Source organism: Alteribacillus bidgolensis (genome assembly GCF_002886255.1).
Classification (GTDB): Bacteria; Bacillota; Bacilli; order Bacillales; family Marinococcaceae; genus Alteribacillus; species Alteribacillus bidgolensis.
The window spans coordinates 1,452,376-1,468,920 of sequence record NZ_KZ614149.1; the positions used below are offsets into that span (position 1 = coordinate 1,452,376).

The 16,545-nt window shown below is 36.6% G+C and carries 19 protein-coding genes and 3 pseudogenes; 5 read left to right on the forward strand and 17 right to left on the reverse strand.

Annotation, left to right across the window (positions count from 1 at the left end; all coding sequences use genetic code 11):
• Positions 1-338: 338 nt before the first annotated feature.
• The 7 genes and pseudogenes from CEF16_RS07330 to CEF16_RS07360 all read right to left on the reverse strand — a co-directional run.
• Entirely contained in the window at positions 339-1,121 is a 783-nt protein-coding gene (locus tag CEF16_RS07330; protein WP_091582205.1) for an IclR family transcriptional regulator, read from the reverse strand.
• A 222-nt stretch (positions 1,122-1,343) separates the two neighbouring features.
• Entirely contained in the window at positions 1,344-2,135 is a 792-nt protein-coding gene (locus tag CEF16_RS07335; RefSeq protein ID WP_091582202.1) for an alpha/beta fold hydrolase, read from the reverse strand.
• 825 nt (positions 2,136-2,960) lie between these two features.
• The gene (locus CEF16_RS07340) at positions 2,961-3,242 is read right to left on the reverse strand and encodes a hypothetical protein (protein ID WP_091582200.1); all 282 of its coding nucleotides are present in this window, start codon (positions 3,240-3,242) and stop codon (positions 2,961-2,963) included.
• Positions 3,243-3,520: 278 nt separating this feature from the next.
• Positions 3,521-4,015 (reverse strand): hypothetical protein, encoded by a 495-nt coding sequence (locus CEF16_RS07345; RefSeq protein WP_091582197.1) that lies wholly within the window; start codon positions 4,013-4,015, stop codon positions 3,521-3,523.
• Positions 4,016-4,602: 587 nt separating this feature from the next.
• Complete coding sequence (locus CEF16_RS07350; RefSeq protein WP_091582195.1) at positions 4,603-4,896, reverse strand: hypothetical protein; 294 nt, start codon at positions 4,894-4,896, stop codon at positions 4,603-4,605.
• Between the two features lie 367 nt (positions 4,897-5,263).
• A complete protein-coding gene (locus CEF16_RS07355) occupies positions 5,264-5,773 on the reverse strand; it encodes a DUF1643 domain-containing protein (protein WP_091582193.1) in 510 nt (169 codons plus the stop codon).
• Between the two features lie 376 nt (positions 5,774-6,149).
• Positions 6,150-6,293, reverse strand: a pseudogene (locus CEF16_RS07360) (LLM class flavin-dependent oxidoreductase); the annotation flags it as partial.
• Positions 6,294-6,514: 221 nt separating this feature from the next.
• Here CEF16_RS07360 and CEF16_RS24800 point away from each other — a divergent pair.
• Positions 6,515-6,643 (forward strand): hypothetical protein, encoded by a 129-nt coding sequence (locus tag CEF16_RS24800; RefSeq protein WP_281259156.1) that lies wholly within the window; start codon positions 6,515-6,517, stop codon positions 6,641-6,643.
• Between the two features lie 64 nt (positions 6,644-6,707).
• Here CEF16_RS24800 and CEF16_RS07365 read toward each other — a convergent pair whose 3' ends face one another.
• From CEF16_RS07365 to CEF16_RS07375, 3 genes are all read right to left on the reverse strand, one after another.
• Positions 6,708-7,685, reverse strand: a complete 978-nt coding sequence (locus CEF16_RS07365; RefSeq protein ID WP_091582190.1) for a peptidoglycan recognition protein family protein — start codon at positions 7,683-7,685, stop codon at positions 6,708-6,710.
• A 99-nt stretch (positions 7,686-7,784) separates the two neighbouring features.
• Positions 7,785-8,405 (reverse strand): SafA/ExsA family spore coat assembly protein, encoded by a 621-nt coding sequence (safA, locus tag CEF16_RS07370; protein WP_091582188.1) that lies wholly within the window; start codon positions 8,403-8,405, stop codon positions 7,785-7,787.
• Between the two features lie 117 nt (positions 8,406-8,522).
• Entirely contained in the window at positions 8,523-9,935 is a 1,413-nt protein-coding gene (locus CEF16_RS07375; RefSeq protein WP_091582185.1) for a glycoside hydrolase family 18 protein, read from the reverse strand.
• 452 nt (positions 9,936-10,387) lie between these two features.
• Here CEF16_RS07375 and CEF16_RS07380 point away from each other — a divergent pair.
• The 3 genes and pseudogenes from CEF16_RS07380 to CEF16_RS07395 all read left to right on the forward strand — a co-directional run.
• Positions 10,388-10,600: pseudogene (locus CEF16_RS07380) on the forward strand (GyrI-like domain-containing protein); the annotation flags it as partial.
• A 218-nt stretch (positions 10,601-10,818) separates the two neighbouring features.
• The gene (locus tag CEF16_RS07385) at positions 10,819-11,061 is read left to right on the forward strand and encodes a hypothetical protein (RefSeq protein ID WP_091582183.1); all 243 of its coding nucleotides are present in this window, start codon (positions 10,819-10,821) and stop codon (positions 11,059-11,061) included.
• 134 nt (positions 11,062-11,195) lie between these two features.
• Positions 11,196-11,591 (forward strand): annotated as a pseudogene (locus CEF16_RS07395) (phosphoribulokinase); the annotation flags it as partial.
• 79 nt (positions 11,592-11,670) lie between these two features.
• On the opposite strand, the gene CEF16_RS07400 reads toward CEF16_RS07395, so the two are convergent.
• The 5 genes from CEF16_RS07400 to CEF16_RS07420 form a co-directional block, all read right to left on the reverse strand.
• A complete protein-coding gene (locus CEF16_RS07400; RefSeq protein ID WP_091582180.1) occupies positions 11,671-12,594 on the reverse strand; it encodes a CobW family GTP-binding protein in 924 nt (307 codons plus the stop codon).
• A gap of 309 nt (positions 12,595-12,903) precedes the next feature.
• Positions 12,904-13,098 carry an MBL fold metallo-hydrolase gene (locus tag CEF16_RS25260; RefSeq protein ID WP_091582177.1) on the reverse strand — a complete coding sequence of 65 codons (195 nt, stop codon included), beginning with the start codon at positions 13,096-13,098 and terminating at the stop codon, positions 12,904-12,906.
• A 228-nt stretch (positions 13,099-13,326) separates the two neighbouring features.
• On the reverse strand, positions 13,327-13,455 hold the full coding sequence (sda, locus tag CEF16_RS07410) for a sporulation histidine kinase inhibitor Sda (protein ID WP_091582174.1): 129 nt from the start codon (positions 13,453-13,455) through the stop codon (positions 13,327-13,329).
• A 250-nt stretch (positions 13,456-13,705) separates the two neighbouring features.
• Positions 13,706-13,801: a hypothetical protein gene (locus CEF16_RS25265; RefSeq protein WP_091582171.1), complete on the reverse strand. Its 96-nt coding sequence runs from the start codon at positions 13,799-13,801 to the stop codon at positions 13,706-13,708.
• A gap of 10 nt (positions 13,802-13,811) precedes the next feature.
• Positions 13,812-14,462 carry a tyrosine-type recombinase/integrase gene (locus CEF16_RS07420; RefSeq protein WP_091582169.1) on the reverse strand — a complete coding sequence of 217 codons (651 nt, stop codon included), beginning with the start codon at positions 14,460-14,462 and terminating at the stop codon, positions 13,812-13,814.
• A gap of 523 nt (positions 14,463-14,985) precedes the next feature.
• On the opposite strand from CEF16_RS07420, the gene CEF16_RS07425 reads away from it, so the two are divergent.
• The gene (locus CEF16_RS07425; RefSeq protein ID WP_091582166.1) at positions 14,986-15,222 is read left to right on the forward strand and encodes a YczF family membrane protein; all 237 of its coding nucleotides are present in this window, start codon (positions 14,986-14,988) and stop codon (positions 15,220-15,222) included.
• 107 nt (positions 15,223-15,329) lie between these two features.
• Here CEF16_RS07425 and CEF16_RS25270 read toward each other — a convergent pair whose 3' ends face one another.
• Positions 15,330-15,803, reverse strand: a complete 474-nt coding sequence (locus tag CEF16_RS25270; protein ID WP_091582162.1) for a GerAB/ArcD/ProY family transporter — start codon at positions 15,801-15,803, stop codon at positions 15,330-15,332.
• A gap of 64 nt (positions 15,804-15,867) precedes the next feature.
• Positions 15,868-16,536 carry a GerAB/ArcD/ProY family transporter gene (locus tag CEF16_RS07435; RefSeq protein ID WP_091582159.1) on the reverse strand — a complete coding sequence of 223 codons (669 nt, stop codon included), beginning with the start codon at positions 16,534-16,536 and terminating at the stop codon, positions 15,868-15,870.
• Between the last annotated feature and the right edge of the window lie 9 nt (positions 16,537-16,545).

Here is a 16,545-nt window from a genome sequence, read left to right on the forward strand (position 1 = left end):
CTATTGTAGTAGGTAGCTATCGCACCTCTTATCCGTAACCTCTACAAAAAGGAGAACTGAATGTTTATCGTTTTTTCAAAAATAACGTACCAAAGCAGTCACACGTAGCGGATTCTTTCATCCCATGGTGTGAGACTGACAGTCTAAGCCGATTGCAAACCTTGGCATAGTTTGCTTCAGCTTACGTTTACCGCTTGGTTTGCTTGTTCCCAAAGTTCCCAAACGAACGATGGAGTCCTTCAAGAAGGTCATGCACGATTTTTCTCTATGAAAAGGGATATCTTCGACGGTCACCTCCTCAAATTATACTATTGATCTAGCTCTATTATTGAGAAAGCTTATTTAGAATACATCATAAAAGAAGAAATCTGATCGGAAGTTTTGCGTGTGGCTGGAATAATCGTTTGCTCAATCAGTTCATCGTTAACAACATGCTGAGGAGCTGCAACGTTAATTGCTGCAATGACTTCTCTGCTCTCTCCAAACACGGGACAAGCAACAGACCAAATTCCCTCCTCGAATTCCCCTTTACTTAATGCATATCCCTGATCTCTTATTACACTGATTTCTTTTCTTAGATCGATTTTTTCCGTTTTAGTTGATTGCGTAATTGGTTTCAAATCGGATTCAGACAAGAGTCTTTCCATTTGTTCTTCTGGTAAATAAGCTAATAGACATTTCCCCATAGAAGTGGCATAAACAGGCAGACGTGAGCCAACGTTAATAGTAACAGAAGAAACTCTGCTAGATGGGAATCTCGACACATAAACAATTTCCTTTCCATCCAATACACCCATATGTGCAGATATTCCAGTTAAATCTCTTAACTTTTCTAAATATGGACTTGAAAGCTCCGGAAGTTGAAGACCGTTTAAATAAGAAAAACCAAGCTCGAGTACTTTTGGTGTAAGACTATAGCGTTTGGTACTATTATCCTGATACAAATAACCAAGCTCTTCTAGAGTATATAAAAGGCGATACGGAACAGTTCGACTGACCCCTAAACCATTAGCAATCTCTGCTAGCGACAAGGTAGGTTTTTTGGCACTAAACATTTTTATAACTTCTAAACCCCGTACTAACGAATTTGAAATGTATCGCTTATTCTCATTTTCAGGCAAAATGATTCCTCCTATTTAATAACATTTTTTCATTACGCGATTAAATCCTGGTTTAACTAAAAAGGATTATATTAGATAAACATTACCTAATAAATAGTTAATATGATCGCTTCGTGCATCATACGGCAGAAGTTTAGTGATAAGCATTTGAACGAGTATAACTTGAAACTATAACAGTGCTATTTTACTTTCTTCTCCCTCTATCTAACAAAATCCTTGTGTTTATTTAGTGTTTAAAAATTCGGACAAACACTGATTAAATGCATCTCGTCTTTCCATATAACAAAGATGGCCTGCTTTTTGGATAATTTCTAACTTGCCGTTAGTTATATTTTGAACAATAATTTCTGACTCACTTACAGGTGTTACTTGATCGTCGTTACCGCAAATAATAAGAGTTGGCATTAAAATCTTAGAATAATCATCCATTTGATTCAAGTGAAACAAGCTATTTGAAACGGATTTATACCCTGCTGGACGAACCTCTGACATTATTTCTTCTGCATACTTTGTAACCGATTCGGAGGCACTCGGAGAAAGTAATGACGGGACCCTCGTTCGGGCAATTTCATCCGATGATGTATAATCGATCAAATGATGTCTTTGGTTGCGCTTCTTTACATTTTCTTCTTCCGTTAACCCTGCAGATCCTCGTGTTGGAGCAGCTATAACCAATTTGTCAACGATATTAGGAAAACGAGTAGCAAAATCAATTGCTACAGCAGCCCCCATTGAGTGACCTAACAAAAATATCTTGTCTAAATTAAGTTGATCAAGAAACTGTTTTAAACAGTCGGTAAATTGCGAAAAATTTTGAAATACCTCGTTAGGGTCAGAGCTATTGCCATACCCTGGAGCATCCCAAGCAATAACAGTATAATGGTTTTTGAAATATTCCATTTGATGAATCCATGACTTTGCATTATTTCCCATTCCATGCAGTAAGACAAGCGGAGGACCACTTCCTTCTTTTAAATAATGAATAGAAATATCTTTTAATTGAATAGTCGGCACATAACCACTCCCTATATAATAATTATTTATTATGTAATTACTAAAACACTTAATGTTTCAATTAAAAAACAAAGTTTTAATTATGATAATCTTACTTAGAAATCTAATCAAAAGTCAATAGATTTTTGTAAAACGTATTACATTTTCCAATTAAATCTCATAAATGTGATTATGTTATACAACTCTTCTTTGCTTAATGAGAAAATTATGTCGTTAGGGTACTTTCTTTAAAAAAGCTAATGAAGGTAAGAACGTATCAAAATCTACTAGGGTTCAACATGACAAAAGGGTACTTTTTCTTTTAATGAATAACGGTAAATTCTCTCATCAGACTTATCGTAACTAAAGTTAACGTCTACTTTTTCAGTTGGAAACCATGGGCGATGAGGCATCTGCAATACCTTCTCTACATTAGACATTCTGAACATTTCGCTTACCGATATTAAGTAATATTGAAACCTATTTATCCTTCCGATCTTGTTATTATTTTTTCACAAACGATAGCAGCAGCCGATATTCCAAATGTCACCGTCTAACTAACTTGCAAAAAATTATATTCAAGGTGAATACGTATAAGATTACACATTCTAAAAAAACCTCTAGCTGTGGTTTTTTGGCTAGAGGTTTGGCTCATTTGGCTTCATCACTTCATCTATACAGCTTCCAGGGCCTCATTACACGTCCAATGTAATTAGTACATATCTTGAGCTCTGCTGGACCGGTGTCTCAAAATGTTTTTATACCGTTGTTTGTTCCATCTTTTCTCCTAAATTGTTTCTTTTACTGAACTATCATTATAATCACATACTGTGCCCAGAGTTTTCTTTATAATCCACCAGAATATCTATCGCTTTGCCTTTTAGCAAACTCATCCCGTTCTCCTCCATCAGAGAGTTCCTCAGAAAACGCTCGCTCAACTGTGTTTGTATCCTCCTCTTCTGTTTCAGGGTATTCATTTAAATAATTATTCTCTCCCGGAGCAAATGTATCATTTTGCAAGCTGTAGTCTGCTTCGACTGGATTGGTATTTTGAGGCCCCATTTCTTGAATATCAACTTTTTCCGTCTCTGGATTTCGTCTGTCTGTTGTTTTTTTCTTGTCTTTCATTACTAAATTTATTCCTTTCTTGTTTCGTTTTTTATAATACATGTTTAGAATAGTACAAATCGCTTACTTTCTATACTGTTTCACAGATTATTTTTTATATTAATTTGCTGGAGGGGCTGCTCTATATGCACGAAGGCTTTTTAACATAAAAATAAATCTCCCCACTCAGGGAATGGTGGAAGATTGGTCCAAGGAAAAAATAGCATCTATATTAATTCTGCTCTTTATTGAAGGAAAGTGCTTTTCGTAGAGACATATTGGTTGGATACGATATCATTTTAAATCGCACGAGATGGGAACCTTGCAGCTGCAAAAAACGTAGCATCTATATTTTCTTCTGCACCAATAGATGGTGAGATATTAACGGCTCTACTGCTTTGAGCAGTTACATCCACCCGATCACCTGCTTGCAGCTCAACGACAGTAGAAGCATTTACAATATTAGGAGGATTTTGTTGTCCCGCTACATTTCCCGCCAGCCGGTAACTGGTATCAACACCAATAACAAAGTTACCATTCAGCCGAATATTAACTCTCGCCACAAAATTAATATCTCGATCATTAAAGTTTGGTATAAAATTAACGGTTGCAATGATATTGTAGACTCCATCTGTTTCTGGGATAAATGTTGACGTTGCAGGATCGTATTCACCCGCAGCATCAAATCGTTCGGTTGGAAAATTAACTTTTGTCACAGTATTCGCAGGTATGAGCTGCTGGGTTCCTATAGCTCTAAATGCTGATATTCGTGTTTTATTATTTCGTACTCCCATGCTGCTTCTCCTCTTTCTCTGATATTTTAGATATAATCCACTAATACCCTATGCAACAGAGCTTTCGTTGGCATAAGTAAACTGTCCAGAACTAATATAAGAATTTGAATGGAGAAAAGGGATTGTCAAGTAATTTTGTTTTGTTAACCCCAAACCGCTTGCTATCCTTTATATGAACAGACCGACATCTTTTAGGGAACTTTGATTTAACTAGGACAAGACTCTTTAAATTAAAAAGCTGCTTCTTCATATTAAAAAACTCGGCTTGTCGCCGAGTCCTTAGGATGGAAGACGCAGTTTTACTTATACTTTGATCCTTTAATAAAGTAAAATATTTCTGAAGTATAAAACAAATCTACCTTTAAATACAATTCGAACAGAATTTCAACGATTCTAGCTTTAATAATGGACCAAGGAGCACGATTGTTTTCACCTATATTGTAAATTCCGTGAGAAGACTTACTTTGTGATCAGCAGTAAAATTCGAATTAGTCCGCAAAAAAACTCCTCTTAAGTCTCATGAAGAGGAGTCGTTCTTCTGTCATAAATGAATATATGGAACCTATGACTTTATGGGAAAAACGCAGCTATCTACGGAGGTCCCTCGTTGCACTAGTAAGCAGCAAAATCGCTGTGATTGTATGCAGGATCCAGCCTACCACGGGAAGTGCTGATAATATCGAGGTAATGATTCCAACAATACTCGGCGTTTTTGCTGTACGGTACAAAAGCGTAATAATCAATGTCATAATATGAAGTACGACAGCGGTTCCCAACGCTGAATATCCGCTAAAAATTACAATACTTCCTCCTATGAAGGGAATTGCTAACAGTGCTTCAAATCCACCTGAAATAAACTTCGCTGCTGCAGACAGTTTCATGATTTTCCTCCTTTTCCTCGACACCTTTTTCTATTCCTACTCTTCCCTTCATTCTTTCTTGTCACTCCCCGGATTTCAAAACCTTATTATGTATCTTCATTATTTCCAGCAATCCATGTCATATTCCATATGCCGAATGACAAACTACCCTCCTTTTTGCAGCAGGATCTTTCAAATGTTATACCGCATAAGCTCGACTGCCAGTAACATTAATTCAGTCATTTCACATCATGTTGATTAAAACATCATCTTTTTTAAGTGTCGCTTTTGTTAAGTATTCATCCGTTATTTAATCATAAAGGGTCATCGACATCAAACCCTCTCTTTTTATTTTACTGCAGCATTAAGGTCTGAATATTTTTTCATCTCAAAACTGCATCGGTTTTAAACCCTTTTTTAAATACAATGGGTGTTTCGGCTCCCTGCCACCTTTGGTTTTTTCAATACAAAAATGGTCATATTCTTTTAACAAATGCAGCACTTGTTTTTTTCGTTCACTGATACCACTTTGTTTTCCCCAAGCAAAAATCACTTTATCCGATTTTTTCATAACATTTACAATATGAATATCATTATCTGGCCCTACCGGATCAACTGCTTTTTTTAAGTCCTTTGGATAAGTGGCAATAAAAGCGAATAGATTAACAATAAACATTCCTCCATATCCCCAGCTTTTTGAGTAGTCTGCACAGCGGCCTAACGTGGAGTCGCATATGTCGAGATCAGCTATACTAGGATTCAACATGACAAACGCGGCTTTTTCTAAAGCATCATCCCATATACAGCTTAATGAATAGCGATAAATTCTTTTACCAAAACGGTCATGATCAAATACAGCTTCCACTTCTTCGGATGGTTCCCATAAACGACTAGGCATCAATAAACCTCCCCATTTAGTTTATTTTGACGTGATACTAACACCGCATAACAAAAATTCCGATCATTCAAAATTATTTGCATGAACAAAATTTAATAAACTCCTCTTACCTGGATATTCCCAAGATTGTTTATATATAAATTAAATATACGCTGGCTTTTTAAAAATTTCCATCCCTGCTATTTGTATGTTATGGATCCTCCTACGGTACAAAAGACTTTTCATCATTTCTAGTAAAAAATCTCGTATTACAGAAGAATTACCAAAATGATTCGAGTTGTCTTAGTATTTACTTATCCTTTAATCATCAGCTTGAATTTTCATAGTAGAAAAAAGAATACAAGAAACGCAGCCCTGCTTTGAGACTGCGCGCATTTTATTTGCCATCTACAATCTCTTTAAATATTTGTTTATCCGGATCAAGAATATAGGAAACCGCCATGATCTCATCAATGTTATATTTTTCTTGAAACCTTGTCAGCTGTTCACGTATGGTATCTTTGCTCCCCATAAATGTCATGCATTCAGACCTGCAATAATGGAGATTCCAGATATTGTGAGGACTCGAAGTGATTGCGGTAAATGGAAAATGCCTTTAGAATCATAAGGTAAAAGAACGGGATTAAGTTTAAACTTATATCATCTGATAAATGTGAACTTTCCCTTTATAACCTTGCTAATTATATGTTCCGCCCATAGAATATGAACCAACCTTCTTGCCTTTTCTCTGAAGAACAACTAATGAGTGCTGAATTTAACCAAGCTGTACTTTACGGTGACCAGACCCTCTTTGACTGGTCTGATCAAGAAAAAGAACCGATTCAAGGCATAACAGTGAGCAATTTTCATGAATGGATCAAAAATGATTAAAAATCAGTGAAGCGATACTGCCTGACGTATTGAGGTCAGATCCCCCCTATTGGGAAATATCGGGTTATTCCATTTTTCTTGATATTTTCTGCATTTTACGAACAACGAGAGGATAAAAATTATTTTTGGCACTTTTTGTGGAGTTTCCTCCAAAAAATCCAGTGCCAGGGCACGTTTTAACCCCATGTTCTTCACTTTGATCCAACACTCTTTCCCCTGTTTCCAAATCCCACCAATGATGATACGTAATAGTATCGATGGAAGGCGTCAGCCCAAATTTTAAGCTGAGCAGGGCCGTGATATAAACGATTGTTTCTCTTTGCTCTTCGCTCATGTCATCATGTCCTTTATCGAAATTGCCGACATTTTCAATAGCAAGCCCGGCGGTATTAGCTTTTTTCCCGATTGTACCTTCAGGATCCATGTTAAAGGGCCTAGAAACAGCCACTTTTCCATCTGGAAAGGTCGTTAGATGTTGAGCGATATTTTTCCAGCCCATTTCTTGAACATGATAATTCTCCATCCCCTTTAGCAATGTAAAATGGTTCGAACCATTAAAATTTTTGTAAGACGGCGACCATGTGTGATGCTGCTGAATTCGACGGACATTACGAATAAATGTATGGTGAAATAGCCAGTCCTTAAATTCCTCTCTTGTCATCAGTACATATTGTCCTTGCATTGTGAATTGTTTAGGAGGGACCTTTATTTGCTGCCCAATATATATCAAGTCAGAAGAAAGTCCATTGGCTGCTTTGATGGCCTGGATAGAGGAATGATAAGCTTGTGAAATGTCCCAAAGTGTATCCCCAGCTGCAACCTTGTACATGATTGGAACACGCAATTTCTGTCCTGGTAATATTAAATTGGACTGTAATCCATTGATTCCTTTTAGGTCTTCCACTGTCGTATCATATTGGTTTGCAATGTTCCATAAAGAATCGCCTGCTTTTACCTCATGATGAGCATCAGCTGCATGAGTAGGAGAAATATTAATTAGGATTATTAAAATGAACCACACCGCTGCATAACTTTTTTTCATATGCTGTGTCCTTTCAATGTCATATTACATTAATAGTTTTTTCTTATATTATTCTAAAATGCTAAAATGAAAACGAAAGAGCCGTCTTTTGACGACTCTTTACTTGCTTATGAACATTTGTGTCCAGTAAACCGAATGACTGCCGCCTTCCGCATATCCTACACCTATGTGAGTGTACGACTCATTCAGGATATTCTTTCGATGACCGGGACTGTCCATCCATCCTTCCACTACTTGGCTGGCCGTTTGCTGACCCGCAGCGATATTCTCGGCAGCTGCTCGGAAATTCACATTATAATCTCGAAGCATTTCAAACGGGGAGCCGTAGTTTGGAGAAGTATGTGAAAAGTATCCATTATTCCTCATGTCTCTTGATTTATGACGTGCAACTCTTGAGACTTCCCAATCCGCTTTCAGCTTAGGCAAGCCGTGATTCTGCCTCTTGATATTGGTTAACCTGATAACCTCCCTTTCGATTTGTTTTGTCTCATCAATTGCCGGAACTTTCACGCGCTGACCTGGGTATATAAGGTCCGGGTTTTCTATATTTCTGTTTGCATTTATGATTTCGGACAGACCGACCTTATATCTTACGCTGATTTTCCAAAGCGTGTCCCCCGGCTGGACCGTGTAAAGATCGTAATCCTGAGCCCCTGCCTGTACCGGAAATGCTGTTAACAATACGATAACGGTGATAATTATTTTTAATAATTTACTCATACACGTAAGTTCTCCGGCAAGGGTTTATTTTATACAAAAAAAGACGAGACCGCTGACATCTCGTTCTCTATTTTTGGTATCCAGCATTTTTTATCATTGTTTTCACTTACGGTTTTTCTATAGTTTTCTTATTGTAAATCGATCACGAAGGACAGGCCAGTTTTGTGGAAACGGTATGCCAAGCACCCAATAACTTCCGCCTCTCAATCCGTACTCTTCGATCGTCTCATATTTCACCTGCATGCTTCTGGCATCCTCAAACCACACTTCATGTTCTTGAGCCGTTTCATCCACATAGCGAAAGAAAGGGGACTGATAGGTTTCATCATATTCGATTGCCGCTCCGTAATCCGCTGCCAGCTGCAGCGCTTCCATAGGACTCACGGTTCGTGCGAATGTGCCTTCTACCCAGGGTATTCGCCAATCCCTTCCATAGAGCGGTATTCCCATTAATATTTTTTCCCTCGGGATTTCGGTAACTGCATAATCCAACACTTCTCTAACCTCATTAATAGGTGCAATCGCCAATGGTCTGCCACCGGCCCATCCCCATTCATATGTCATCAGCACCACAAAATCAACAATTTCACCGTGAGCTGGATAATCATGCGCTTCATATAACAGTCCTTCCTGGCCGGCACGGTCTTTCGGTGCTAAAGCTGTAGAGACCGTATATCCTTCCGGATGCAGCCTGGCCACTGTACGTCGTAGAAAATTGTTATAGTTTTCTCTGTCTTCTGGATACACATATTCAAAATCTAAATTGACACCTGTGTGTCCTTTAGCCTCCATTGTATCCAAAATGTTAGTGATCAATATTTCCTGCAGCTCCGTGTTTCTGAGAATGGTTGCTGCGATATCGGAATCGAACGAGCCATTTGAAAAATTAGTCAATACGAGTAACGGCGCTGTATTCGTGGGTCTTGCTGCTTCTAACACCGCCATATCCTGCAGCTCTGTGATGAAGCCGTCTTCTTTTATGGAGTAAGTAAATGGGGCTATATAGGTAAAGTTTCTTCCTAATGCAAGTACTTCACTGCTTCCTTCTTCATCCATGCTGGTTGTATAAGCATTAATATCTTTTACTGGTCTCGGCCTCCTTGGGATATAAAGAATCTGGCCGATAAAAAGCATGTTTGGATCAGCAATATTGTTCACTGCAATGATTTGGTTCATGGACACTCCATACCGCTGTGCCATGGCCCACAAGCTTTCCCCGGGCTGGACCATATGAGGAAAGTAAGGAAGGACCAGCATCTCGCCTATATAAAGAAGAGAAGGATTGGTGATTTGATTGACCTCCGCGAGCTCTTGTACCGAAACGCCAAAACGCTGTGCGATCCCCCAGAGCGTATCACCAGCCTGTACGACGTATTCACGGCCAGGTTCAGGAATGACGAGCGCCTGCCCCACTACCAATACATTAGGGTTCTCCAATTGATTTACTAAAATGATTTGATTGATATCCGTTTGGTAACGCCGGGATATTTCCCATACTGATTCTCCAGCTTCCACCACATGAATCCGCATGATACCCTCACCTCACAGGCAGTCTCTTTTTATCATGCTATTCATGGGAGTCCCGTCTTATTATGTATTTCGTTATTACCTATAACAATAGCCAGTTATCATATCTGCAAACCTATCCATTGTTGCAGATAAAGGCCATATTCTTGAACATGAATAAGAAGGATTTTCAATTAATAAATTGAACCTATTTTAATGACAAGTTCATTGTAATCGTAAGGGGAGGAAAAATGTAATGAGTAACTTTAATTATGAAATTAAAACAATTCCTGCTTTTCGTGCCATGGATTAAAATGTGATGTGCCGTTTTCAGAGATTGATACTATTCAGGATGTCATTAAAACCATGACCAGCAGAAAAAGCGAACTTGATTATGCTGTAAATCCCGATGGGGATTATCCCATCACCTAAGACCAGATGGATTTGTACATTATTCCGTATATGAAGTCCAAGAGGAACAGTTGCTTCTTGAAGATATGGTAGAAGTCAATGTTCCAAAAAGGACGTATTTAGTAACACAAAACAAAGGTGAAAATATTGAACAAACGTATGGAAAAATCTTAGAATGGATAAAACAAAGTGATTATGTTCCTTATGATTATGATGACTTACCGATAAAATACGAAAGGTATTCGAGTGATTCCGATTCGTTTCATCTTCATTTTTAAATATTAATACCGGTTGTAAAAGAATAAATAATATTCTAAAAAACTTTCGTATATAAGAAATCAGTCCGCATCGATCGTTAAATGTTAAATCTTTGTAAAGTTCAGATTTTCAACTTTATACTTTAAATTTTTAAAAGTATAATGAAAAAGCCAAACGGAGCATTATTCAACTATATTAAAAAAATGTAACACCGCAGTAAGAAAGGGGTGACAAAGTTATGAGTGAAATAATGTTACAGAACATATTAGAAGAATTGAAAGGAATGAAGACGGAACAACAACTTACAAACCAACGGCTTACATCTCTTGAAACAGAGCAGCAGCAGACCAGCCAACAGCTTTCTTCGATTGAAACGGTACAGCACCAGACCAACCAGCGGCTTGACGCCATGGAAACGGAGCAGGCCCTAATTAAACAGGCTGTTATAGAAACAAATGAAATTGTTCATTATTTGCTGTAATTACTTCAGTAAGAAATAACGGAAAGGTGTCCGCTAAATCTTAATATGGACTTTAAAAACTATTCCAGACAACATGAATGACATGTTAGATAAAGTGTACATGTTTTTAGAAGATCATGATTACTTCAGTAAATTCGTTTGCCATTAGGCTCGTGAATCTACCAAATCAAAATGAAGTGAATTATATTAATACGGATCCATATATTGTTAGTTCAAATATTCGAAAGCATACAATTATCGATTATACATATCAAAACGAAAATCATCGTTATAAAATGACGGCTTGTCATCCATCAGCGCATCATTTGCCTTCTTTAGAAAGAGATGTTCAGATGGTTAGAGATGGATTAGATTTATATACGATAGATACGCATTATATGAAAAGCGAGTTAATTTCTTCGAAAAACAAAGTAACGATTGTAGAAGGAATGAGTGTCGCATTTATTAATCCAGATTTATTTGATTTAAAAATTTACTTCTATACAGATGGTGAAACGGAATTAATGCTCACTCGAACCAGAAGTGTCGCTACTTTATCGTATCGAAAAAAATAACTCATTTAATAAAAAGGAACCTGTACTCTCTTCCTACAGGTTCCTTTTGACATATCTACTCGTTTGTTTGACATTCAGATACCGTTGTTTTGATTTGTTCTTCGTTAAGGTTCTCGCCGATAAATACTAATTCCGTTGTATAGTCCTTCTGTTGACGACAGCGTTCATACATCGTAACTCCGTAAGAATAATTAAAAAGATGGAGACCAGGTGTTTCATCTAACCGAACAAACCCTTTTGCTCGATAAAGTTGGCCTGATACCTCCATTAACTTTTTCTCTAGTTGAATACGGTTCACTGGGTTTTTGACAGAGACAGTGAATGTATGCAAATGAAGGTGGTAATGTTCATGCGTATGTTCTTGGGATGTGTGTTTTCTTTTTATCGATTGCAATCTAGACAGATCAATATCTGCAAACACAGCCGGTATCCTCACCGCTTCAGGATTAATAGTACGAATTCCTTCCATTAATCCATCTTTTTCGATTTCATCTATGGTATCTATTTTATTAACAATAATCGCATCTGCATGTTTGACTTGTTCTTTAAGCAGTTTTTTCAGCTTTCCACTCATTCTTCCTTCCAGCCATTGTTTGGCATTTACAACAGTCACAATCCCTTTCAAGTCTACATTGTGAACGATAGACAAGTGTGTACACGCATCAACGACCTCAATGAGATGTGCGGCCCCTGTAGATTCAATATAGATAGCGTCCAATTCATAAGTGTCGGCCATGTCTTTCATTTGTGAACTCAATGTACCTTGGAGGCTACAGCAAATACATCCATTTAATAATTCTTTTAAGGTAACATCACCGGGTACGATGGCAGAATCAATGCTTTTTTCCCCCATCTCGTTCATGATGACACCGAGTTTTCTACCTTGATATTGCTCAAATTCAAGGAGCCGAGCAAGCAATGTACTTTTCCCGCTTCCTAAAAAACCACTTAGAATATAAATATCTATTTTATTAGCCATGAATTACTCCTTCTTTCTATGTTCATCGCTCTTATTATAATCGAAATCATTACGTTTTTAGGTGTCTCTATATTAAAGCAAGAATAAATGAGAAAGCAATACGTTCAGCAATAGTTGGTCCAACACCAGTGATTTCTTGTAATTTAATAGGACGCTGGTGACTGAAGAAATTTCGAAATTTCAATATCTCCAGACTGATAGGTACTGTATAGATCAACGTCTTCATTTCTGAGACGGTTCAACTACATCTGCATCCGTATGCCCATAATTATTCTCTCCATAGAACAGAACAGCCATGTCAGGACCTACTCATCTATAAATGCCTGACTTGTAGACGTCAACTCCGTGGTGGCCAACTGTAAGTATCTGTGGTGTGTTCTTTTCCACTATCCAATACATTTTTACTTCAACCTCGTTCAGAACGTCGATTAAACTACCAATATGGTCCACATCAGGATGTGTGGCAACTATCCATTCTAATTTCTTCAATTCCTTGCTCTTCAAGATACTGAACCACTTTTTCCCCTGCTCCTTTTCTTCCCCGTCAATAAGGATGTTTCCACCAGCGCCATTAGTTCCAGAAGTATGCTATCCCCTTGTCCAACATCAATAATAAACTAGCATAAACTAAAGTATGTACTTCCATATTTTCATAGAATCCCTCCAATTGTCATGTGTGGCTACTATTCTATCACGTCTTTTGGAGGTAATTATAAATGGTTATCTTAAAATTCACTGATGTATATAACGTTTCTTTAATGCTTCTTCTAAAATGTTAATAAAATCATTGTCAAGCTCTAATTCCTTCGCCTTCTCGGATGTTTCTACAAGAACGGAAATTGACATCTCCTCTAGACCCATTGAATAGTACCTCCCTAAAATTTTACCCACGCGACTTATTTTAACCTATAAGTCAAATTTTTTAAAGTTGTTTTTCTGAATATTTAGTTTATTAAGAGTAGGACATCTTATGAAGGGGTACGACAACGATTCCTTCCTTTTCATGTCATAAGACATTATTTTACAAATGAAACCCTCGGTTATTATTTAATTTAACCGAGGGTTGTTTATTTTTTATTGGGAAATATCCGTAAAGTTATTATTTTTTATCCTACAGCTGATTCAATTTACCCATTATTTTTTGCCTAGATGGATTAGTATAAATCAACGTAGTATGGATATTTGAATGACCTGCAATATGAGCCACTTTATGTACATCAAATCCATTTTCTAGTGCATGAGAACAAAAAGTAGTGTCTTAAATCATGAGGGCTTAACACTTGTTCCAATCCAGCTAGCTGACTATACTTTCGAAACATATCGTTAGCCGTCATACGGCTTAAATTTGGCCCTTTGTTAGATAAAAATAAATAGGGACTGTCTGTATACTTATGTTTTTTTCGTACTTCCAAGTAATCTTTTAAAGCTTGGATCACCTTTTGATTTAAAAGGACAGTACGTTGTTTATCTCCCTTTCCAGAATAAATGACTAACTCTGAAGATAATAGGTGCAAATCTCGACTAATCTCAATATTTAAAGCTTCACTAATCCGGCAGCCTGTAAAAGCAAGCAAAATTATCAGGGCATAGTCTCGAACATTTTGCTTTTCAACAACAGCTTGAATAAATTTATGGACCTCTTTTTCGGTAAATTGTGCTGGTGAGGCATAGGTTTGTTGAATTTTTTTCTTCATTTTCTTTGTAATGACCATGTCTTCTTGAACGCCAACTGCTATCAGAAATTCATTATATTTTTGAATAGCCGAAAGTTTAGCGTTTATCGTTTTAGCACTTCGTTTTTTAATCACCTGAAGATTTGGAGATAGTCCTTTATATTTTGTATATAAAGAGCTCTTGGTTGTTTTCAAAGGTGCCCTCAAACCAAGAAAAATATTCTTTCACAGCCAATCGGTAATTACAAATGGTATTTTCAGACTTCTCTTCCAAACGAAGATGTTTAACAAAATTCTCAATTTAAACTCATAATCTTCAACCCCATAAATTATGTTTAGTTTTTATTTGACAGGTTTAATATAAATTATGTTTAGTTTTATAAGAGAATTATATTATAATGAGACCAAAAACCATACATAATTGATATTATGTATGGTTTGGTTCCCTTAATTAAGGGTTAAGATTCATTAAATATTGATTCACTTGTTCCATGACAAAAAAGTTCTTTACTGAAACAGGCTACTTTCTTCAACAATCAGGCTAAATTAATTGAATAAGCTTATTTCGACTAATAGAGTATCAGTTGGTGAAAAAATACCTTTTCTAACGTAACATGAAAATTTAGACTTCTTATTTCAAACATACGGATTTTTTATTAAAAGATCCTATTGTGACAAATACTATATTTACCTCATGATAAATAAGGAGATAAAATCCATGAAAGTATTAGGAATCTTTGTATTCATTCTTTTATTAACCAGCTCACTTAGTGTATTAATAGACATTCTTTTAGGTTTTAAGCTTTCTCACTCTTTAATTAATTTACTCAACCCATTTTGGGTAATTGAATCTGGAGAATATGTGATGATAGTATTTTTTCTGTTGCTTACAATTGGTCAACAAATCGTAATCATCATAAAAAATAAAGCGAACAAACAAAATGGTTCTAATTAGCTTTCTTCTTGAAACGGTTGCGAATCATAGTAATAATCAGCATTAACGCCGGAATAATCATCATGAAAGGCATGTGAAGGGGATATTGTACAACGTTTAGACCTTCTTCAATATGTTCCGCAGAATCGGAGGCAATCGTCATAGATAAAAAAATGAGAATAATCCCGGCTGGTAACAATTTGTTGATGATTTTTTAACTTGAACAAATCGACCATTCCAATGACTGCAACATAAAAAAAGATGGATATTTTGAAAAACATATTAATCAGAAGAGTAAAGACAACAAGAGCATCAAGTCGTTGGATAAACTCGAAAAGGTTGACCCTTCCGATGGTTGATAACAATGGAAAAGTAGATCTCTCCACTTCTTCAACACTAAGAACAGCGATATTTAAACTTGTTGTATAACTTAAGATAAACCCACTTGAAATTACGGCAGACTGTGGATTTGAAAGAAAGTCGTACCGTTTATAAAAAAGTTTAACTGTTTTGAAAAAAGATTGATTAAAATAAGCACAGATTTTTATAAGAATGTTGATAAAAACAGGCTTTCTTGTATATTTTTGATCAATCTTTTTTATAAAGAAAACTTAATCAATGAACGATTTTTCAACGATTCGAGCCATATTCCAATCAAACTTTATTTCAAAGCAACACAAACAGCCCAACTTTTTTAGCTAATTCGGACCGATTTAGATAAGGAAGCAGCATGGTAAAGATAATCATTTCTCCGAAAGGGAAAAAAGTAGTTAGTGGAAAGGCTGTCGTTAAGATTGGTTTCCATCCATTTTCCAGAAACGGCTGCAAATTATGGAGATCGACATTACCTGAAAAATAGATGAAAACATTTCCTGTGAATCCCAAAAAGATCATAATGACAATAAATACTTCTGCTGTTCTCCCTAATACTTCAATCCCTAGATAAAGTACATAACAAATGGTAAGAACAAACAAGATATTGATTGCCAATAAAGGGGTTCTTGGCATGGTCGATGTAAACAGCAACTCCCCGAAACTACGAATATTATGGGTAGTAGTATACAAAAAGTAGAAAATGTATAACAGGCCAATGACCCACCCCAGGTATTCACCAAATATTTCTCTAACATATCCTGTAAGTGGTAGATTTGGATATTGACGAAATAAAAAGTAATAAATGAAAAATAAGATAATTCCCCCGCACAGTCCTAAAAGAATAGCAAGCCAGGCGTCCTTTTTGGCATCTATTGCATTACTTATGACCAATGAAGTCCCCATCTCAAACATAAACATCATGGCAAATAGTTGAATGGCACTAACTTTTGCTTTCTCCATCGTCTGGAA